At 66.0% G+C, this 21,129-nt stretch carries 14 protein-coding genes; 9 read left to right on the forward strand and 5 right to left on the reverse strand.

Translation table 11 applies throughout. The features are described 5' to 3' along the window. Positions 1 to 3 precede the first annotated feature (3 nt). The 3 genes from ACQR0W_RS09955 to ACQR0W_RS09965 all read right to left on the reverse strand — a co-directional run bounded on the left by ACQR0W_RS09955 (position 4) and on the right by ACQR0W_RS09965 (position 4,659). Positions 4 to 765, reverse strand: coding sequence for an outer membrane lipoprotein carrier protein LolA (locus tag ACQR0W_RS09955; RefSeq protein ID WP_315716778.1), 762 nt, complete (start codon positions 763 to 765; stop codon positions 4 to 6). Positions 766 to 961: 196 nt separating this feature from the next. After that, positions 962 to 3,433: a DNA translocase FtsK gene (locus tag ACQR0W_RS09960; RefSeq protein ID WP_315716777.1), complete on the reverse strand. Its 2,472-nt coding sequence runs from the start codon at positions 3,431 to 3,433 to the stop codon at positions 962 to 964. 11 nt (positions 3,434 to 3,444) lie between these two features. Continuing rightward, entirely contained in the window at positions 3,445 to 4,659 is a 1,215-nt protein-coding gene (locus ACQR0W_RS09965; RefSeq protein ID WP_315716776.1) for an aminotransferase class I/II-fold pyridoxal phosphate-dependent enzyme, read from the reverse strand. Positions 4,660 to 5,464: 805 nt separating this feature from the next. Between ACQR0W_RS09965 and bamA the strand changes: the two genes are divergently transcribed. Then, a complete protein-coding gene (gene bamA / locus ACQR0W_RS09970; RefSeq protein ID WP_316186432.1) occupies positions 5,465 to 7,966 on the forward strand; it encodes an outer membrane protein assembly factor BamA in 2,502 nt (833 codons plus the stop codon). 1,162 nt (positions 7,967 to 9,128) lie between these two features. Here the strand turns inward: bamA and ACQR0W_RS09975 are convergent. Beyond that, entirely contained in the window at positions 9,129 to 9,887 is a 759-nt protein-coding gene (locus tag ACQR0W_RS09975) for an SDR family oxidoreductase (protein WP_316186431.1), read from the reverse strand. Positions 9,888 to 10,073: 186 nt separating this feature from the next. Here ACQR0W_RS09975 and ACQR0W_RS09980 point away from each other — a divergent pair, with 186 nt between their 5' ends. Then, positions 10,074 to 11,600 carry a malonate--CoA ligase gene (locus tag ACQR0W_RS09980; RefSeq protein ID WP_316186430.1) on the forward strand — a complete coding sequence of 509 codons (1,527 nt, stop codon included), beginning with the start codon at positions 10,074 to 10,076 and terminating at the stop codon, positions 11,598 to 11,600. A 7-nt stretch (positions 11,601 to 11,607) separates the two neighbouring features. Here the strand turns inward: ACQR0W_RS09980 and ACQR0W_RS09985 are convergent, their stop codons facing one another. After that, positions 11,608 to 11,865, reverse strand: coding sequence for a hypothetical protein (locus ACQR0W_RS09985; RefSeq protein ID WP_315758639.1), 258 nt, complete (start codon positions 11,863 to 11,865; stop codon positions 11,608 to 11,610). Between the two features lie 555 nt (positions 11,866 to 12,420). Between ACQR0W_RS09985 and sdhC the strand changes: the two genes are divergently transcribed. The 7 genes from sdhC (at position 12,421) to ACQR0W_RS10020 (ending at position 21,125) form a co-directional block, all read left to right on the forward strand. Continuing rightward, positions 12,421 to 12,819, forward strand: a complete 399-nt coding sequence (gene sdhC, locus ACQR0W_RS09990; protein ID WP_315716771.1) for a succinate dehydrogenase, cytochrome b556 subunit — start codon at positions 12,421 to 12,423, stop codon at positions 12,817 to 12,819. Between the two features lie 20 nt (positions 12,820 to 12,839). Further along, entirely contained in the window at positions 12,840 to 13,214 is a 375-nt protein-coding gene (gene sdhD, locus ACQR0W_RS09995) for a succinate dehydrogenase, hydrophobic membrane anchor protein (RefSeq protein ID WP_315716954.1), read from the forward strand. A gap of 3 nt (positions 13,215 to 13,217) precedes the next feature. Further along, entirely contained in the window at positions 13,218 to 15,056 is a 1,839-nt protein-coding gene (gene sdhA / locus ACQR0W_RS10000; RefSeq protein WP_315716770.1) for a succinate dehydrogenase flavoprotein subunit, read from the forward strand. A 48-nt stretch (positions 15,057 to 15,104) separates the two neighbouring features. Continuing rightward, positions 15,105 to 15,887, forward strand: coding sequence for a succinate dehydrogenase iron-sulfur subunit (locus ACQR0W_RS10005; protein WP_315716769.1), 783 nt, complete (start codon positions 15,105 to 15,107; stop codon positions 15,885 to 15,887). A 121-nt stretch (positions 15,888 to 16,008) separates the two neighbouring features. Then, entirely contained in the window at positions 16,009 to 18,159 is a 2,151-nt protein-coding gene (locus ACQR0W_RS10010) for a hybrid sensor histidine kinase/response regulator (RefSeq protein WP_315825705.1), read from the forward strand. A gap of 64 nt (positions 18,160 to 18,223) precedes the next feature. After that, positions 18,224 to 20,179: an ABC transporter ATP-binding protein/permease gene (locus ACQR0W_RS10015; RefSeq protein WP_315716766.1), complete on the forward strand. Its 1,956-nt coding sequence runs from the start codon at positions 18,224 to 18,226 to the stop codon at positions 20,177 to 20,179. Between the two features lie 118 nt (positions 20,180 to 20,297). Continuing rightward, positions 20,298 to 21,125, forward strand: a complete 828-nt coding sequence (locus tag ACQR0W_RS10020) for an FkbM family methyltransferase (RefSeq protein WP_315750535.1) — start codon at positions 20,298 to 20,300, stop codon at positions 21,123 to 21,125. The last annotated feature ends 4 nt before the right edge of the window (positions 21,126 to 21,129 follow it).

Raw genomic sequence — 21,129 nt, forward strand, 5'->3', positions numbered from 1 at the left:
GCGTCAGCCCGGCGGCGTGCTCGGATAGGCCGTGAAGTCGATCTTGAACATCGCCGGATCGAGCTTCTTGGTCGTATCCAGATTGTAGACGGCAATCGTGGTGTCGTAGCCCTGCGGATCGGTCACGGTCCACTGCTTGAGCTGGCCGTCCTTGGCGCCGAGCATCAGCATCAGCCGGCTGGTGCCGATCAGGGCCTGCTTCTCCTCGATCGTGATCGTGACGTAGAGGTCGTCGGCGGCGACCGCGATCACGTTGGTGTCCTTCAACAGGTCGATGCGGTCGGACAGCAGATAACGCAGCGGCGTCTGCGACAGCGGATAGACGTCCTGGGTCGCGAGCTTGCGGTCGCGCACCACCAAGGAAGAGCCGTCGGCGATGATGTCGATCGGCGTCGGCGGCTCGTATTCGAAGCGGACCTTGCCCGGCTTCTGGATGTAGAAATCGCCCTTGGTCTTGCTGCCGTCCGGGCCGACCTGGACGAAGTTCCCGACCAGGGTCTGCAGCGACGACAGATAGGCGCTGACCTTGGCCGCCTGCGCCTTCTGGTTGGCGTCGAACGAGGTGAAGATGCTGGCCGGCACGTTGCGCCGGGGATCGGGAATGACCGGGTTGGGCGGGGCCGTCTGGGTGGTCGAGGGGCTCTGGCCGGCCCGCTGCTGGTCGGAGGCGCTGAGCTGGGAGCCGCTCTTCGGGCCTGATTTCGGAGCCGGCGTGCCCTGCGCGGCGGCGTGACCGGACGCACCGGCGACAGAGCATATCGTCACGGCGCAGGCGACCAGCCAAGCGCCGATCCGGCGCCCGCGCCAAGCTGCGTGATACGAAAACGTGCTGTTCAACAAGGAGCTTTTCAAAACGACGTCCTGAGGTTTTACGCGTTCTATCCCGGTTCGGCCGGGCAGCGTGATCGTAATCGCGTGAAGATCGGGCACCGAAGCGGCGTTTCTGCGGCCATCGGGGCCGTCAGAACCCGCCTTCCTCCTCGGGCACCAGGATCTCGCGCTTGCCGGCGTGGTTGGCCTGGCCGACGATGCCTTCCTGTTCCATCCGCTCCATCAGCGAAGCGGCCTTGTTATAGCCGATCTGCAGCCGGCGTTGAATGTAGCTGGTGGAGGCCTTGCGGTCGCGCTTGACCACGGCGACCGCCTGGGAGAACAGGTCGTCGCCGCCGCCACCGCCGCCCATGCCGGTGGCATCGAACACGGCGCCATCCTCCTCGCTCGGCTCCTCGGCGGTGACCGCCTCGAGATATTCCGGCGAGCCCTGTGCCTTGAGATGCTTGACGACCTTCTCGACCTCCTCGTCGGAGCAGAACGGGCCGTGCACGCGGCTGATGCGGCCGCCGCCGGCCATGTAGAGCATGTCGCCCTGGCCGAGCAGTTGCTCGGCGCCCATCTCGCCGAGAATGGTGCGGCTGTCGATCTTGGACGTGACCTGGAAGGAGATGCGGGTCGGGAAGTTCGCCTTGATGGTGCCGGTGATGACGTCGACCGACGGGCGCTGCGTTGCCAGGATGACGTGCAGGCCGGCGGCGCGCGCCATCTGCGCGAGGCGCTGCACCGTGCCCTCGATGTCCTTGCCGGCGACCATCATCAGGTCGGCCATCTCGTCGACGATGATGACGATGTAGGGCAGGGGATCGAGGTCGAGCTTCTCTTCCTCGTAGATCGCTTTGCCGGTCTCCTTGTCGAAGCCGGTATGGACGGTGCGCGTCAGCTCCTCGCCCTTGGCGCGCGCTTCGCCCAGGCGGGCGTTGTAGCCGTCGATGTTGCGCACGCCGAGCTTGGCCATCTTCTTGTAGCGCTCCTCCATCTCGCGCACGGCCCATTTCAGCGCGACGACGGCCTTCTTCGGATCGGTCACGACCGGCGTGAGGAGATGCGGGATGCCGTCATAGACCGACAGTTCGAGCATCTTCGGGTCGACCATGATCAGCCGGCACTGGTCGGGCCTGAGGCGATAGACCAGGCTCAGGATCATGGTGTTGATGGCGACCGATTTGCCCGAGCCGGTGGTGCCGGCGATCAGCATGTGCGGGGTGCGGGCGAGGTCGATGATGATGGATTCGCCGCCGATGTTCTTGCCGAGGCACAGCGGCAGCTTGGCGACGCTCTCGGTCGCCTCCTTGGCGACGAGCAGCTCGCGCAGGTACACCTTCTCGCGGTGCGCGTTGGGCAGCTCGATGCCGATGGCATTGCGGCCGGGCACGACCGCGACGCGCGCCGACAGCGCGCTCATCGAGCGGGCGATGTCGTCGGCAAGACCGATGACGCGGGACGATTTGATGCCCGGCGCCGGCTCCAGCTCGTACAGCGTGACGACCGGGCCGGGATGCGCCTTGACGATCTCGCCGCGCACCCCGAAGTCCTGCAGCACACCTTCCAGCGCGCGCGAATTGGCCTCCAGCTCGCTCTTCGACAGCGGCTGGCGGTCGGAGGATTTCGGCGCCGCCAGCATCGAGACCGAGGGCAGATCGTATTTGTCGTTGGCCTTGCGCGCCGGCGTCTTGGCCGCGGGCTTCTTGCGGGCGCGGGGAGCGGGCTCCTCCTCCTCTTCTTCGTCCTCGCCTTCGTCGGCCTCGTCCTGGTCGCCGCCGTCCTCGTCCATCTCGGGCGCGAGCGTCGGCTTGCCGCGACCCAGGCTCGGCTCCTGCCGGCCTGCGGCGGCGGCGCGCGGCTGCGGGCCGGAGGAGACCAGCGCACGATAGGCCGTGCTCAGGAACCAGACGACCTGGGCCTTGGCGCTCATGATGGCGTGGAACACCCAGCCGAGCCGGATCGCCTTGCGGTCGTCGTCGTCCTCGGGGTCGGCCAGCGGCGTGTCGTCGTCCTCATCCGCGAGCAGGCTCGGATCGGCTTCCTTCGCGCCCATGCCGCCGGCCACCAGCAGGCAGCCGATCATCGCAACCAGAAGAAGGGCGCCGAGCACCAGCCGATAGATCACACCGGGCGGACCGAACACCACGGCCGGTGCGCGCACCAGGGCGTCGCCGACCACGCCGCCGAGACCGGTCGGCAGCGGCCAGGCGTGCGAGCGCGGCCAGCAGCTGGCAAAGCCGGCGGCGATGACGGCGCCGAGAATCCAGGCGCCGAAGCGCAGCGCCTCGCGGTCGAACGGCCGGTGCGTCATCATCCGCCAGCCGCGGATCGAAAGCGGCAGGATCGCCATGATCGAGCCGAGACCGAGGATCTGCATCAGCAGATCGGCGCTGATCGCGCCGGGATAGCCGACGATGTTGCGGATGGCGCGCGAGGTGGCGTGGCTCAGGCTGGGGTCCTGCACCGACCACGTCATCAGCGCCGCCGCGGCCACGCCGCACAGCGCGATCAGGCAGAGGCCCGCGAGCTCGCGCAGCCGTCGCACCAGCGCGTCGCGCAGCGACGTCGGCAGGTGGTTGACCAGGGGGATGACTCGTTCGATCGCCGGCATCTGCATCAGCCCCGCGATTATCCCAGGACCTCGACCAGCCGGTGCAACGCCTCACCGGTGGATCCGGCATCCGCCACCAGCGCCAGCCTGATGTAGCCCAGGCCCGGATTGAACCCGTCGGCTTGCGGCCGCGCCAGGTAGCTGCCGGGCACCACGCGCACGCCGGCGTCGCGATACAGCCGCAACGTCACGTCCTCGTCGCCGCCGCGATCAGCCACGTCGAGCCAGACGCAGAAGCCGCCATCGGGACGCTTGTAGCCATAGCGGTTGCCGATGATCTGGTCGGCGAGATCGAACTTGGCGCGGTACAGCCGCCGGTTCTCCTCGACATGCGCCTCGTCGGCATAGGCGGCGACGGCCACGTGCTGCAGCGGCACCGGCACCTGCGGCGCCGCGACGTTGCGTAGCTCGTGAAAGCCCGCGAGGAATCGGCGGTCGCCGGCGGCGAAGCCGATCCGCATGCCCGGCACGTTGGAGCGCTTCGACAGCGACTGGAACGCGACCACGTTGGTGTAGTCGGGTCCGGCATGCTCGAGCATGCTGCCGGGCGCCGCCTTCGTGTAGATCTCCGAATAGCATTCGTCGCTGAAGATCAGGAAGCCGTAGGCGTTGGCGAGCTGGACCAGCTTGCGCATGTAGTCCGCTGATGCCACCGAGCCTTGCGGGTTGGCCGGCGTCGCGAGGTAGAACGCGATCGTGCGCGCCAGGGTCGCCTCGTCGATCGCATCGAGATCGGGCAGGAAGCCGTTGTCGCGCGTGGTCGGCAGATAGATGGAGTCGCAGCCGGCGGTGCGGGCGCCGACGCCATACACCGGATAGAACGGGTTCGGCATCAGGATCGCGGGCCGTCCGCGGCGCGGGCCGACATGGCGGAGCGCCGCATGGGCGGCGAAGAACAGGCCCTCGCGGCTGCCGTTCAGGACCAGAATCTCGTGCTCGGGATCAACAGCGCGCGGCAGCGCGAATCGCCGCGCCAGCCAGCCGGCGGCCGCCTTGCGGAACGGCTCGATGCCCTTGGCGGCCGGGTAGCGGCCGAACTCGGCGATGTGCTGGGCCAATACAGGCCCGACAAAGTCCGGCACCGGATGCTGCGGCTCGCCAACGGCGAGTGTGATCATCGGCTTGCCCGGCTTGTAAGGGGCGAGCAGCTCGTTCAGCCGCGCAAACGGCGAGCGTTCGCTCTCCGAATGGCTGGCGCCAGCGGGCGCGGGGGATGAAGCGGTCATTGCCATACGTAAAACGCGCGCCAAACCAGTGGAAGCCGCCGATCGCCCATGAACCGGTGCCTGTCTGGTCACCATAGGTGGGGCGAGGTTAAGACGCGATTAACCATCGGCGCTGCCGACTGTTTTGATCGGTTTTCCCGCCCCGATCCAGAGGCAATTTCGCAACAGCGGCGGACATTGTGGTGATTCGGGTGGGGCGGCGGGAACCGTAGGAGGGGCAAGGCGGCCGCCGAAGGCGGCGGCCACCACTGCGCAGCGCATTCGCGCTCAGACCGTGGGCATGGCGCTGCCGCGACCTCGGATGGAGCCGCGGCACGACCGCCTCCGCCCATCCTACGGGCCATCGGCTCGCGCGCGAGGGAAAACGGGCGGCCCGGTGCGCCGGAATATCAATGGGAATCTACGCGCACCGGGCCTTGGCCGAACTACTTGGGGGCTTAGTTCGGATGACGATCAATTAGCACCCTCGTTTTTCCCTCGTATTGCCAATTTCCGAAGATTTGTAGAATTTGATTTCGGAAGCCACCGAATGCGGCGCGGCCGGGCCGATCGCTTAACGGAGATGTCCGTCTCAGCCGTGGCTTTCCGGTCGCAGCGCGGGCGACGCACTTATTAGCTGCTCATGCCCTCTGCCGCTCGGTTGGCCCGAGAATCTTGTCTGACCGGAAACACTCAGTCACATCCAGCATCATCAGACATTTCACGAAACGAGATCGGCGCATCGCGACCATCTTTGACGGGCATCAGCGATTCCGGTGGCGTGCCGACGAACGTCTGCGCGCCGAGGACTCTGACTTTCGAAAGAGCGTCGATGATGCGTCTGAGACTGCTGGGCGTGCTTGCCCTGATGCTGCTGGCCGTGCCCGTTTCCTCGCTGCCCCGCATGGCTGCGGCGGCACCCGCCGTCGCCAGCGCGATCACCGTCGAGGGTAACAGGCGCGTCGAATCCGACACCATCCGCTCCTACTTCAAGCCGGGTCCCGCCGGCACGCTCGATGCCGGCCAGGTCGACGACGGCCTCAAGGCCCTGGTCCAGACCGGCCTGTTCGCCGACGTGAAGATCGACCGGCAGGGCGGCCGGCTGATCGTGCGCGTGGTCGAGAATCCCGTGATCGGCCGTGTCGCCTTCGAGGGCAACAAGAAGGTCAAGGACGAACAGCTCACGGCGGAAGTGCAGTCGAAGCCGCGCGGCACGCTGTCCCGTCCGATGGTGCAGTCGGACGCGCAGCGCATCGCCGAGATCTACCGCCGCTCCGGCCGCTACGACGTCCGCGTCACGCCCGAGATCATCGAGCAGCCCAACAACCGCGTCGACCTCGTCTTCACGATCGAAGAGGGCGTCAAGACCGGTGTGAAATCGATCAGCTTCGTCGGCAACAACGCCTACTCCGCCGCGCGCCTGCGCGACGTCATCAAGACGCACGCAACGAACTGGCTGAGCTTCCTCGGCAACAACGACGTCTACGACCCCGACCGCGTCGAGGCCGATCGCGACCTGATCCGCCGCTTCTATCTGAAGAACGGCTATGCCGACGTTCAGGTCGTCGCGGCGCTCAGCGAATATGACCCGGACCAGAAGGGCTTCCTGGTCACGTTCCAGATCGAGGAGGGCCAGCAATACCGCGTCAGCTCGGTGCAGTTCCAGTCGAGCGTCGCGGCGCTCGACGCCAACACGCTGCGCGGCTATTCGCGCGTCAATGTCGGCGCGCTCTACAACGTCGAGCAGCTCGAGAAGTCGGTCGAGGAGATGCAGATCGAGGCCTCGCGTCGCGGCTTTGCCTTCGCTGTCGTGCGTCCGCGCGGCGACCGCAATCTGGAAGCGCATACGGTCGCGATCGTGTTCCAGGTCGACGAGGGCCCGCGCACCTATATCGAGCGCATCACCATCCGCGGCAACACCCGCACCCGCGAGTACGTGATCCGGCGCGAGTTCGATCTGTCCGAGGGCGACGCCTACAACCGCGCGCTGGTCGACCGCGCCGAGCGCCGGCTGAAGAATCTCGACTTCTTCAAGGACGTGAAGATCGCGGCCGAACCGGGCTCGTCGAGCGACCGCGTCATCCTCGTGGTCAATCTGGAGGAGAAGTCGACCGGCGACCTCTCCGTTTCCGGCGGCTATTCGACGACCGATGGCGCGCTGGGTGAGGTCTCGGTTTCGGAGCGCAACTTCCTCGGCCGCGGTCTGTACGCCAAGGCGTCCGTGAGCTACGGCCAATACAGCAGGGGCGTCTCGCTGTCCTTCGTCGAGCCCTATCTGCTCGACAACCGGATCGCGCTCGGCCTGGATGTCTACTACAAGCAGCAGCTGGCGAATAGCTATACGAGCTATGGTGTGACGACGATCGGCTTCAGCCCGCGGCTTGGCTTCCAGTTGCGCGAAGACCTCTCGCTCCAGTTGCGATACTCGCTGTATCGCCAGGAGATATCGCTGCCGTCCTACTACAAGAACTGCAACAACAACGCCGCCAACAGCCTGCTCGCCTTCAACCCGACCCCGGCCTACATCAAGAGCGTGCTCGGCGGCGTCGATCCGACCAATTCGACCAGCTCGGGCTACTATGGCTGGGGCTGCTACGGCGATGGCGAGTCGAGCCTGCCGGTCCGCAAGGAGCTGAGCGACGGCGCCGCGCTGACCTCTGCGCTCGGCTACACGCTCAGCTACAACACGCTCGACAACAACAAGAACCCGACCGATGGTCTGCTGATCGACTGGAAGCAGGATTTCGCCGGCGTCGGCGGCAATGTCAGCTACCTCAAGTCGGCGGTGGATGCGAAATATTACTCGCCGCTGGTGGCCGACATCGTCGGCATCATCCATCTGCAGGGCGGCATGCTGAACAAGATCGGCGACAAGGATCTGCGGATGCTCGATCACTTCCAGATGGGACCGAGCCTGGTGCGCGGCTTCGCCTCGAACGGAATCGGGGCGCGCGACATCACCTATCGCAGCCTCGGTGCCACCGGCGATGCGCTCGGCGGCACCAAATATTGGGGCGCCTCGGTCGAGCTGCAGATGCCGTTCTGGTTCCTGCCGAAGGAAGTGGGCTTGAAGGGCGCCGTCTATGCCGATGCCGGTTCGCTGTGGGGCTATCAGGGCCCGACCTCCTGGGCGGCGACCGGCGAGGTCAACACCGCGACCTGCAAATGCGGCCTGCTGTACGATGACAGCAAGGTGGTGCGCTCCTCCGTCGGCGTCGGCCTGATCTGGGCCTCGCCGTTCGGCCCGCTGCGCTTCGACTACGCGGTGCCGCTGTCCAAGGGCAAATACGACACCGTCCAGGAGTTCAGGTTCGGCGGCGGCACGTCGTTCTGAGGCGCACAGCGACTGAGCTCCCAGAAGAGGTGCGCTCACCACGCGGGCGGTGCGCTCCCCTCCCCCCTGTGGGGAGCGGGGCGGGTACACGAGTCCGCTCTCAATCGGAGTCCGAGCCCCCCAGCCAATAATCCGTCGATCGTGTTCATCGCACTTTGTTGTTCGAGGTCACGCACGCCACCGAATTCAACGCCCGCGGACCCTCAACCCCTCCGCGCAAGGGGGAGGGAGCAGACTGCTGTCGTGGTAATAGCTCGACCAGAATGATGAGGCGGCTGGGGATCATGCCGGCGGTCGATAGCGTGATGCTCGCCACCGTCATTGCGAGGAGCGAAGCGACGAAGCAATCCAGAGCTCCGGCAGGACTCTGGATTGCTTCGCTTCGCTCGCAATGACAGTGGGGCTGCCAGCATCCCTCCCATGCGCAAATTGCCCGTCGTGTTAGTTTGCCGCAGCAATAAGGCTTGCACCGTCGGGCAAATCACCTGCACATTTCCGCACGTCCCTGGTGCCGCATGAGGGGCGCTTCGCGACCGTCACGAACCGTTGGCAGTGGGATGCGATGGGCGTGTGTCGCCGCAGCGTGGATCAGTCTGCGCGGACGAACGGTGATGCACGCACGGTCAAGTCGCGCGGTCCTGATATCCCGATGCTGATGTCAACTCACGTTGAGGCTTCGCTTCGCGTGGGGATGGTGGCCAACAAGCCCGGCGCACCAGGGAGAACGCGAAGCAGCCGTTAAAACCGTTGCGCGGGGAAGGCCGGGCGTTCTCGGCCAGACTTGTGGTACCTGCCGCCTGCATTTTCTTTCGCAGGCGGGCCACGGGCGCGGCCAGCGCCCGGCCTTCCCTGCGCCCTCTGTTTGAGGGGCGACCAAATTCAGCACAGCTCGGGCGCGGATGCGTCGCGGGGTGAACACACACGTATTCAACTCTGTCTCGAAGGCAACGCTGCCAACGCCAACCTCCGCCGTCGTCCCTGCGAACGCAGGGACCCATAACCACAGGGTTCAGTTGTTTTGCACGGGACTCGCCGCCTGCCTCCTACAACAATCACGCGGTATGGGTCCCTGCGTTCGCAGGGACGACACCGGTAGCTGGGCATCACCTCGATCTTCATGACCCGCGCCGACACGATTGCCGCAACCGATATCCAGCCCCGCTCAATCCCGGTTCCCCGGCGTCTGGATAAATCCCCGATTCCACGTCGGACTGATCAGGATCTCGTTGACGCACACCCGCGGCGGCATGTTCGCCACAAAGGCGATGGTGCGGCCGAGGTCTTCCGGCTGCAGCATCCGCGCCTGCTCCTCGGCGCTCGGCACCACCGGGCGCTGCTCGAGGATCGGCGTGGCGACCTCGCCGGGCATCAGGCAGCAGGCGCGCAGGCCGTTGACGCATTCCTCCATGTTGAACGAGTGCGTCAGCGCCAGCACCGCGTGCTTGGTCGAGGTGTAGGCCGGTCCCGGCATCTTCGAGACATGACGGCCGGCCCAGGACGAGACGTTGATGATGGTGCCGTCCTGCTGCGCCCGCATCGCCGGCAGCACCGCCTTCATGCAGTAGAGCACACCGTTGAGGTTGATCTCGACCAGCTGGTTCCAGCCCTCGATCGTCATGTCGTCCCAGCGCCGCTTCGGCACGTTCACGCCGGCCGAGTTGACCAGCAGATCGATGCAGCCATGCCGCGCCAGGATGGCATCGGCCGCGGCCTGCACGTCGGCGGCCTTGGCAACGTCGAGCGCGACGGCCTCGGCCGTGCCGCCCGCCGCGGCAACCTTGGCCACCACGGCCTGGAGCGCGGCCGTGCGCCGGCCCGAGACGATCACCGTCCAGCCGTCGGCGGCGAGCGCCAGTGCGCCGGCCTCGCCGATTCCGGTGCCGCCGCCGGTGATCCACGCGATCCGTTTTCCCTTGACCATATCCCAGCGTCTCCCGTTGCCTTCGAAAGGGCGTTTTTGCTAGAGCAGCCTCGATCAGAGATGGCGACCGTGGTGATGGCGATGTCACCGGTCTTGTTCGCTGTCCCGGCCCTTTTCGTCTTCGTCGAGCATGATGTTCCGCCGGCTGGCACTGCCGGCCTGCCCATGCTCCCAGGGGAATGTTGCATGAACCAAGCCGCCAACGCCAATCTGTTCTCCCGCCTGTTCGATGGCCTCGACGATCCCAGCCGCCTGGCGATCGAGACCCATGACGGTCAGCGCATCACCTACGGCGACCTGATCGCGCGGGCAGGGCAGATGGCGAATGTGCTGGCGGCTCGCGGCGTCAAGCCGGGCGACCGGGTTGCGGCGCAGACCGAGAAGTCGGTGTCCGGCCTCGTGCTCTATCTCGCCACGGTGCGTGCAGGCGGCGTCTATCTGCCGCTCAACACCGCCTATACGCTCAACGAGCTCGACTATTTCGTCGGCGACGCCGAGCCGACCGTCGTCGTCTGCGATCCGGCCAAGGCCGAGGGCATCGGCGCGCTGGCGGCCAAGGTCGGCGCCAAGGTGGAAACGCTCGATGCGTCGGGCAGGGGCTCGCTGACCGAGGCGGCCGACAAGGCCGACAAGGCGTTCACCACCGTGCCACGTGGCGCCGATGATCTCGCCGCCATTCTCTATACGTCGGGCACCACCGGCCGCTCCAAGGGCGCGATGCTGTCTCACGACAATCTCGCCTCGAACTCGCTGACCCTGATCGACTACTGGCGCTTCACCAAGGACGACGTGCTGATCCACGCGCTGCCGATCTATCACACCCATGGTCTGTTCGTGGCCAGCAACGTCACGCTGTTTGCGCGGGCGTCGATGATCTTCCTGCCCAAGCTCGATCCGGATCTGATCATCGACCTGATGGCGCGCGCCACCGTGCTGATGGGTGTGCCGACGTTCTACACTCGGCTGTTGCAGAACCCGCGGCTGTCGAAGGAGACGACCAGCCACATGCGGCTGTTCATTTCCGGCTCGGCGCCGCTGCTCGCCGATACCCATCGCGAATGGTTCGCGCGGACCGGCCATGCCGTCCTCGAGCGCTACGGCATGACCGAGACCAACATGAACACGTCGAATCCTTACGAGGGCGAGCGCGTGCCCGGCGCGGTCGGCTTCCCGCTGCCCGGAGTCTCGGTGCGCGTCACCGATCCCGAGACGGCCAAGGAGCTCGCGCGCGACGAGATCGGCATGATCGAGGTGAAGGGCCCGAACGTGTTCAAGGGCTATTGGCGGATGCCTGAGAAGACCAAGTCGGAATTCCGCGACGATGGCTTCTTCATCACCGGCGATCTCGGCAAGATCGACAAGCAGGGCTACGTCCACATCGTCGGCCGCGGCAAGGACCTCGTGATCTCCGGCGGCTTCAACGTCTATCCGAAGGAGATCGAGAGCGAGATCGACGCGATGCCGGGCGTGGTCGAGTCCGCCGTTATCGGTGTGCCGCATCCCGATTTCGGCGAAGGTGTCACGGCGGTCGTGGTGCGCCATCCGGGGGCCGATGTCAGCGAGGCCGGCGTGCTCAAGGGTCTCGACGGCCGACTGGCGAAATTCAAGATGCCCAAGCGCGTGTTCGTGGTCGACGAGCTGCCGCGCAATGCGATGAGCAAGGTGCAGAAGAACGTGCTGCGTGATCAGTACAAGGACATCTATACGAAGTGACGGCGGCCTAGCGCCGTCGTCCGATCGCGAGGCCGGCGAGCGCGGCCAGCGGCGGCGCGGCGCAGATCAGCACGAATTCGAGCACGGCGAGCGAGGCAATCTCATGCTGGATGGCCAGCGCGAGACAGGCGGCGAACAGGCCGGCGGCGGTGAAGCCGAGCACGCAGGTCAGGGGCTCCTCGACGGGCTCGTGCGACGACACCTTGCGCGCCGGCAGTGCCGCCGGGCGTTCGGTGGTTGTCGGTCGGACCGTCGGCAGCGGCATCGAGGCTCCCTGCACCGCGTCTGTTGCACCTCGCCTCAGACTAGGCCGCTTCGCCGGGCGGCGACATGCGGCAAAATCGACCGGCGGAGGGGCCCCGTGTGGGCGAGGAACGCGGGAGATCGAGGGAGATTTGCTGCAGCGCAGGCGGTCGCAACGCAGGTTGTTGCTCCGCGAATCGCTCCGGGCAGGTTTGCAGAATCATCAGATGGCGCTGGCGCTTGCCGCGAAACCGGCTTGCTCAGGACCGTAGCTAAGCGGTGAATCAACGCTCGACAGTCGGCGCCATTTGACAGTCTCGCCGCGTTGGTTGTGGCCTTGGTGAGGAGTTAGGAATGAATAATAGTTCGCCGCATCCGGGCGCGATCGGTTTCTGGTATACCACGACGGCCATTGATCCTTTTGCGATCGGTCGCCTAGGACTGAATCCTTGTTCGGATTTGGGCGATTTGTCCGTTGCAACACCTGTTCCTTCTCCGTAAATAAAGCCCGCCTGCCGATCCACACGGCCGCAAGCCCCCCGCGTTCACGGCCCACAAGAAATCATCAAAGCAACCAATGACAGCCAGGATCGAACGACCGCTTTCGCCGCATCTGCAAACCTACCGCTGGACGCTGACGATGATCCTCTCGATCGTCCATCGCGCCACCGGGGTTGCATTATATTTCGGGACGCTGCTGCTGGCCTGGTGGTTGATCGCCGCCGCGTCCGGTCCCAGCGCCTACTCCTACGTCCAGGGCTTCATGGGCAGCTTCCTCGGCCGCCTGATCGTGTTCGGCTACACCTGGGCGCTGCTGCACCACCTGCTGTCCGGCATCCGCCACTTCGTCTGGGACCTCGGCTACGGCTTCAAGGCCAATGAGCGCGAGGCGCTCACCTGGGGCGCCCTGATCGGCGGCATCACCTTGACCGTCCTGGTGTGGATCGTGGCTTACGCAGTGGGAGGCGGCCGATGAGCAACGCACACGCGAAATCGATGCGCACCCCGCTCGGCCGGGTCCGCAACCTCGGCGCAGCGCATTCCGGCACCGGCGACTTCTGGCGCCAGCGGCTCACCGCCGTCGCCATGACCCTGCTGATCGTGCCGGTCGTCGTGGTCGTGATCATGCTGCTCGGCCGCAACCAGGCCGGCGCGGCGCAGATCCTCGGCTCGATTCCGATCGCGGTGATCATGCTGCTGTTCGTGATCGCGAGCTGCTGGCACATGAAGATCGGCATGCAGGTCGTGATCGAGGACTACGTGCACAGCGAGCCGCTCAAGCTCGTCGCGATCATGGCCAACAACTTCTTCGCGGTGACCGTGGCGCTCGCCTCGATCTACGCCCTCATCAAACTGTCCACTGGAGTCTAGCCTATGGCCGGCGGAGCAAATGGCAGCGCGAATGGCGCGCCCGCGACGAACGGAAAAGCCTATCCGATCGAGGACCACACCTATGACGTCGTCGTGGTCGGCGCCGGTGGCGCGGGCCTGCGCGCCGTCGTCGGCTGCAGCGAGGCGGGCCTGCGCACCGCCTGCATCACCAAGGTGTTCCCGACCCGCTCGCATACGGTGGCGGCGCAGGGCGGCATCTCGGCCTCGCTCGGCAACATGCACCAGGACGACTGGCGCTGGCACATGTACGACACCGTCAAGGGGTCGGATTGGCTCGGCGATCAGGACGCGATCGAATACATGGTGCGCAACGCGCCCGACGCCGTCTACGAGCTCGAGCATTGGGGCGTGCCGTTCTCGCGCACCGAGGACGGCAAGATCTACCAGCGGCCGTTCGGCGGCATGACCCTGGACTACGGCAAGGGCCAGGCGCAGCGCACCTGCGCCGCCGCCGACCGCACCGGCCACGCGATGCTGCACACGATGTATGGCCAGTCGCTGCGGCACGCCGCTGAGTTCTTCATCGAGTTCTTCGCCATCGACCTGATCATGGACGACCAGGGGGTCTGCCGTGGCGTCATCGCGCTGAAGCTCGACGACGGCACGCTGCACCGCTTCCGTGCCCAGACCACGATTCTGGCCACCGGCGGCTATGGCCGCGCCTATGCCTCCTGCACCTCGGCGCATACCTGCACCGGCGACGGCGGCGGCATGGCGCTGCGCGCCGGCCTGCCGCTGCAGGACATGGAGTTCGTGCAGTTCCACCCGACCGGCATCTACGGCTCCGGCTGTCTGGTGACCGAAGGCGCGCGCGGCGAAGGCGGCTATCTCGTCAACGCCGAAGGCGAACGCTTCATGGAGCGCTATGCGCCGTCCGCCAAGGACCTCGCCTCGCGCGACGTCGTCTCCCGTGCGATGACCATCGAGATCCGCGAAGGCCGCGGCGTCGGCCGGAAGAAGGACCACATCTTCCTGCATCTCGACCATCTTGATCCGAAGGTGCTGGCCGAGCGTCTGCCCGGCATCTCCGAATCGGCCAAGATCTTCGCCAATGTCGACGTGACGCGCGAGCCGATCCCGATCGTGCCGACCGTGCACTACAACATGGGCGGCATCCCGACCAACTATCACGCCGAGGTGCTGACCAAGAGGGATGGCGACGACAACGCGATCGTCCCCGGCCTGATGGCGGTGGGCGAGGCGGCCTGCGTCTCCGTGCACGGAGCCAACCGGCTCGGCTCGAACTCGCTGATCGACCTCGTGGTGTTCGGCCGCGCCGCCGCGCTGCGGCTGGCCGAGAAGCTGACGCCGAACGGCAAGCAGCCGGACCTACCGAAGGACTCCGCCGACAAGGCGCTGAGCCGGCTCGATCATTATCGCTACGCCTCCGGCGGCACGCCGACCGCGAAGCTGCGCGAGAGCATGCAGAACGTGATGCAGACCAACTGTGCCGTGTTCCGCACCGGCGAGGTGCTGCAGGAAGGCCATAACCTGATCCACAAGGTGTATGGCGGCATCGGCGACATCGCGGTGTCCGACAGATCGCTGGTGTGGAATTCCGACCTGATCGAGACGCTCGAATTCGACAATCTGATCGCGCAGGCAGTCGTGACGATGGACTCGGCCGTCAATCGCACCGAGAGCCGCGGCGCCCATGCGCGCGAGGATTTTCCGGATCGCGACGACAAGGACTGGATGAAGCACACGCTGGCGTGGATCGACAGCAAGGACGGCAAAACCACGATCGATTACCGCCCGGTGCACAACTACACCATGACCAACGACGTGCAGTACATCCCGCCGAAGGCGCGGGTGTACTGATCGCGTGTGACCTGAGCCCGTCCGTCAAACCCAAGAAGGCCTTCCGAAATGGCTGAGTTCGCACTTCCGAAGAATTCTCAGATCACCGGCGGCAAGACCTGGCCCAAGCCGGCCGGCGCCACCGAGGTCCGCGAGTTCAAGGTCTATCGCTGGAATCCGGACGACGGCAAGAATCCGAGCGTCGATACCTTCTACGTCGACGTCAACGATTGCGGCCCGATGGTGCTGGACGGGCTGATCTGGATCAAGAACCACATCGATCCGTCGCTCACCTTCCGCCGCTCCTGCCGCGAGGGCGTGTGCGGCTCCTGCGCGATGAATATCGACGGCCAGAACACGCTGGCCTGCACCAAGTCGATGCACGACGTGAAGGACGGCGCGGTCAAGATCAATCCGCTGCCGCATCAGCCTGTCGTGAAGGACCTGGTGCCGGACCTCACCAATTTCTACGCGCAATACGCCTCGATCGAGCCGTGGCTGAAGACGACCTCGCCGACGCCGCAGAAGGAATGGCGGCAGAGCCACGAGGATCGCGAGAAGCTCGACGGCCTTTACGAGTGCATCCTGTGCGCCTGCTGCTCGACCTCGTGCCCGAGCTACTGGTGGAACAGCGAGCGCTATCTCGGACCCGCCGCTCTGCTGCAGGCGACGCGCTGGGTCAAGGACAGCCGGGACGAAGCCACCGGCGAGCGGCTCGACAATCTCGAGGACCCGTTCCGGCTGTACCGCTGCCACACCATCATGAACTGCGCCAAGGCCTGCCCGAAGGGGCTCAACCCCGCCGAGGCGATCGCGGAACTCAAGTTCAAGCTGGTCGAGCGGCAGATCTAGCCTGACGGGCGGCTTTCGATCTCACCTTCCGCGCCCGATACCGGTGCAAGTTTCGGGCGCGGCTAGTTTGTAGCTGCCGTCGATTGCGTTAAGCTCGTGGCCCTTTGAAGCCGGAGCGACCGTGCAGACCGCACAACGCAAATCGATGACGATGCTGCGCTGGATGATGGTCGCGTCCCTCGCGCTTCCCGTCGCGCTGTTCGTGATCACGGCCTACGTATCCCACGGCACGACGTATGAGGAGGCCGATCGCGAGATCCGCCGCTCGCTCGAAATCGTCCACGAGCACGCGCTGAAGGTGTTCGAGACGATCGAGCGCAGCCTCTCGGAGATCGACGAGGTCGTCCGCGATCTGTCGGATGCCGACATCAAGGCGCGCGAGCAGGTGCTGCATGCCCGGTTGCGACAATTGTCGGACGCGCTGCCGCAGATGAAGTCCGCCTGGGTGTTCGACGCCAATGGCCGGCCGCTGGTCAACAGCATGATCTATCCGGCGCCGGACATGACGTTCCTCGACCGCGACTACTTCAGCGCCCACGTCAAGGACAGCATCGGCACCTTCATCGGCGCGCAGTTGACGCCGCGGCCGCCCTATCAAGGCGCGCCGTTCTTCAGCATCAGCCGCCGCCGCCAGAGCGACGACGGCAGCTTCACCGGTATCATCCAGGCCTCGGTGCTTCCGGATTATTTCGAGCACTTCTATGCCCGGATCGGCCGGGCGCCCGGCAGCTACTTCGCGCTGCGCCGCTTCGATGGTCTCGTTCTGGCGCGCTTCCCGGCCGGCGGGCGAAGCGCGGCTGCGGGGCCCAGCGACATCGCCGCCCGGGCCGCAGATACGGAGCAGCTCGTCACCGAGATCTCGCCGGTCGATGGCGTCGAGCGTCTCGTCGGGTATCAGCGGCTCGGCGGCTATCCCGTCTACGTCTCGGCAGGGCTTGCGACGTCGACCATCCGCAACCGCTGGCTCGGCACGATCGGCCGGCATCTCATCTTCGGCATTCCGGCAACCGCGCTGCTCATCGTCTTCCTGGCCCTTGCCCAGCGGCGGACCGAGCGCCTGCATGTCGAGGCCGCCCGCCGCCTCGAGGCCGAGGATGCGCTCAAGCACGGTCAGCGCATGGAGGCGCTCGGACAATTGACCGGCGGCGTTGCGCACGACTTCAACAATCTGCTGACCGTGATCCGGGCCTCAGCCGACCTGTTGCGCCGGCCGAATCTGGCTGATGAACGGCGGCAGCGCTATATCGACGCGATCTCGGATACGGTGGCGCGCGCATCGAAGCTCACGTCGCAGCTCCTCGCGTTCGCCCGTCGCCAGACGCTGAAGCCGGAGGTCTTCGACATCTGCCGCAGCGTCGTCACCCTGCGCGACATGACCAAGACCCTGGTCGGGTCACGCGTCGAGGTCGCGGTCTCCGTTCCCGACGAGCCGTGCTACGTCAATTCCGACGCTGGCCAGTTCGAGACGGCACTGATCAACCTGGCCGTCAATGCCCGCGATGCGATGGCCGGCCAGGGACGTCTCAGCATCACCGTCGCCCCTGCAGCGGCGCTGCCGACGCCGGCGGCGCCGCACGACCGTCCGCCGCTGGGCTATGTCGCCATCACCGTCCAGGACACCGGCGTCGGCATCCCGTCGGAGCATTTCGGACGCATCTTCGAGCCGTTCTTCACGACCAAGACCATCGGCCAGGGCACCGGCCTCGGTCTCTCGCAGGTCTTCGGCTTCGCGAAGCAGTCCGGCGGCGAAATCGGGGTCATGAGCCAGCCGGGCCGCGGCGCGACGTTCACGCTCTATCTGCCGCGCGTCGCTCCAGCCCAGGTGCAGCGCGGCGAGGACGGCAGCCATGCGGAGCCGATCGACGGTCGAGGCATGTCGGTGCTGGTGGTCGAGGACAACATCGACGTCGGCAGGTCGGCGACCGAAGCGCTGGCCGAGCTCGGCTATCGGACCACGCTGGTCGACAACGCCAGAGACGCGCTGGAGGAGCTGATCAGCGGCACCAGCCGGTTCGACGTCGTCTTCACCGATGTCGTGATGCCCGGCATGACTGGGCTGGAACTTGCCGAGGAAATCAGGCGGCTCGAGCTCAACGTGCCGGTCGTGCTCGCGAGTGGCTACAGCCATGTGCTGGCGCAGCAGGGCACGCATGGCTTCGAGCTGCTGCGCAAACCCTATTCGATCGAGGAATTGTCGCGCGTGCTGAACAAGGTCGTTCCGGTGCCGCTGTATCGCGCCCCACCAATGGCGCCGAACACGCAGGTGCCCTGAATCCGGCGCGCATTGCGCGGGAACCAAGCCGGGAACCTTCTGTTCGCACTGCTGTTATCGCGCGATGGGACAGGTTCAGGACACCGCGCGGCCGCCCGCACAGGCGCCCGAGAAGGCGCCGATCATCGAGATCGCGGCCGAGAATGGCGGCCAGGTTGAGCCGCCGCCGCCCGAACTGGTGGAGCCTGATCCGGAGCTGTCGCCCGAAGAGGCAGAGCAGCTGCGCAAGCGCTATCTGCTGACGCGGTTCTGGATCAGCGCCCGCGGTTATTGGGGCCAGAGCGGCGACCGTCTGGCGTGGGCGTTCACGATCGGGCTGCTGTTCCTGATCGTTGCGACTGTCGGATTTCAGTACGGCATCAACGTCTGGAATCGGTCGATCTTCGATGCGATCGAGAAACGCGATTCGGCGACGGTCTTTCATCTCACCGCGATCTTCTTCCCGCTCGCGATCGGCAGCGTCATTCTCGGCGTCGCCCAGGTCTATGCGCGCATGTCGATCCAGCGGCGCTGGCGGGCGTGGCTGACCAACAGCGTCGTCACCCGCTGGCTGGCCAGCGGGCGCTACTATCAGCTCAATCTCGTCAGCGGCGACCACAAGAATCCGGAATACCGGATCGCCGAGGACCTGCGCATCGCGACGGATTCGCCGGTCGACTTCATCGCCGGCGTGACCTCGGCGCTGCTGTCGGCCGCGACCTTCATCGTCGTGCTCTGGACCATTGGCGGCGCGCTGACGCTGCATCTCGGCGCCACCGAGATCACCATTCCCGGTTTTCTGGTCATTGCCGCGATCGCCTACGCCGCCATCGCCTCGGGCTCGATCATGACGATCGGCCGCCGCTTCGTGCAGGTCTCCGAGGACAAGAACCAGGCCGAGGCCGATTTCCGCTACACCCTGACCCGCGTCCGCGAAAACGGCGAGAGCATCGCCCTGCTCGGCGGCGAGACCGAAGAGCGCGCCGGCATCGACCGGACGTTCGGTAACGTGCTGCAGCAATGGGCGCGGCTCGCCGGCCAGCACATGCGCACCACCCTGGTGTCGCAGGGCTCCAGCCTCATCGCCCCTGTCGTGCCACTGCTGCTGTGCGCGCCGAAATTCCTCGACGGCAGCATGACGCTCGGGCAGGTGATGCAGGCGGCGAGCGCGTTCACGATCGTGCAGACCGCGTTCGGCTGGCTGGTCGACAACTATCCGCGGCTCGCGGATTGGAATGCTTGTGCCCGCCGCATCGCCTCGCTGATGATGTCGCTCGATGCGCTGGAACGTGCCGAGAGAGGCGACGGCATCGGCCGCATCAAGCGCGGCGAGACCACCGGCGACGCGATGCTCAGTCTGAATGATCTGCAGGTGACGCTCGACGACGGCACCGCCGTGGTCGGCGAGACCGAGGTCGTGGTCGATCCCGGCGAGCGCCTGCTCGTCGCGGGCGAATCCGGCACCGGCAAGAGCACGCTCGTGCGCGCCATCGCCGGGCTGTGGCCGTGGGGCGGCGGCAGCATCAACTTCCACCCCGACCGCAAGCTGTTCATGCTGCCGCAGCGACCCTACGTGCCATCGGGCACCCTGCGCCGGGCCGTCGCCTATCCCGGGGCTGCCGAGGATTGGAGCGTGGCGCAGGTCGGCGAAGCCCTGCACAAGGTCGGTCTCGACCATCTCAAGGACAAGATCGAGGAGGACGCGCCCTGGGATCAGACGCTCTCCGGCGGCGAGAAGCAGCGTCTCGCCTTCGCGCGCCTGCTGCTCCACAGCCCCGACATCGTCGTGCTCGATGAAGCCACCTCCGCGCTCGACGAGAAGAGCCAGGACAAGATGATGGAGATGGTGACGAGCGAGCTGCCGAAGGCGACCATCGTCAGCGTGGCGCATCGGGCGGAGCTCGAGGCCTTCCACAGCCGCAAGATCGTGCTCGAACGGCGCAAGGGCGGCGCCAAGCTCGTCAGCGACATCGATCTCATTCCGCGCAAGGGAAAGCGTCGCCTCATCGGCCGCTTCCTGCGTCAGCGCAAGGCGGCCTGAACGGCTCGGACGTTGCCTCAGCGCGGTCCTGGCGACGACACAATGCGGCCACGCCGCCTGCATTGGAGATCGCGGCGAAACCGGCTATCACACGTCGCCCTCAGCCCAGGACGCGACCTTGACGCCCGACAACGATCCTTCTCCGCCCCCCTTTGGTGCCTTTGCTCCGAATGCCGCCCAGGCGCTGGTGATCCGCATGGCGCACGGCTCCGGGCTGAAGCGCGGCGCGTTCCGGCCGATGTTGACGCGTGTCGTCAACATGCTCGGAGCAGGCCCTGTCGACGTCGGCTATCAGGGCGCCAATTTCCGCTTCTACCATCAGGTCAGTGCGACCGAGCGCGGTGCACTGTTCAATCCCGACTACAATCGCGAGGAGCTGGATTTCCTGCGCAGCCACGTTCCGCCGGGCGGCGTGGTGGTGGATGTCGGCGCCAATGTCGGAACGTTCGCCTTGCCGCTTGCCCGTCACGTCGGGCCTGATGGCCTCGTGATCGCAGTGGAGCCGCATCCGGTCACGCATGCGCGGCTGAGCTTCAACCGTGCTGCGTCCGCGCTGCCCCAGGTCAGGCTGCTCGCGGTGGCAGCGGGTGAGAGCGATGGCGAGGTGATGATCGAGACCGATGGGGACAATCTCGGCGCCAGTCACATCGTGACCGGCGAGGCCGGAGCGGAAGCGTTCAAGGTGCCGTCGTTGCGGCTGCAGACCATTCTCGCACAGGCCGGAGCGACCAGGGTTGATGCGCTGAAGATCGACGTGGAAGGTTTTGAGGACCGCGTGCTGACCGGCTTCTTCCGTGACGCGCCTGCCGCGTTATGGCCGCGTGCCGTCGTCATCGAACACCTGTCGCGCGACGAATGGCAGAACGATTGTCTCGCCGACATGCTCGGTCGCGGTTACCGTGAGAGCGGCCGCACGCGCAGCAATACGCTGCTGCTGCGCGGCTGAACGG

It is taken from the genome of Bradyrhizobium sp. HKCCYLRH1034, from assembly GCF_051168375.1.
GTDB lineage: Bacteria > Pseudomonadota > Alphaproteobacteria > Rhizobiales > Xanthobacteraceae > Bradyrhizobium.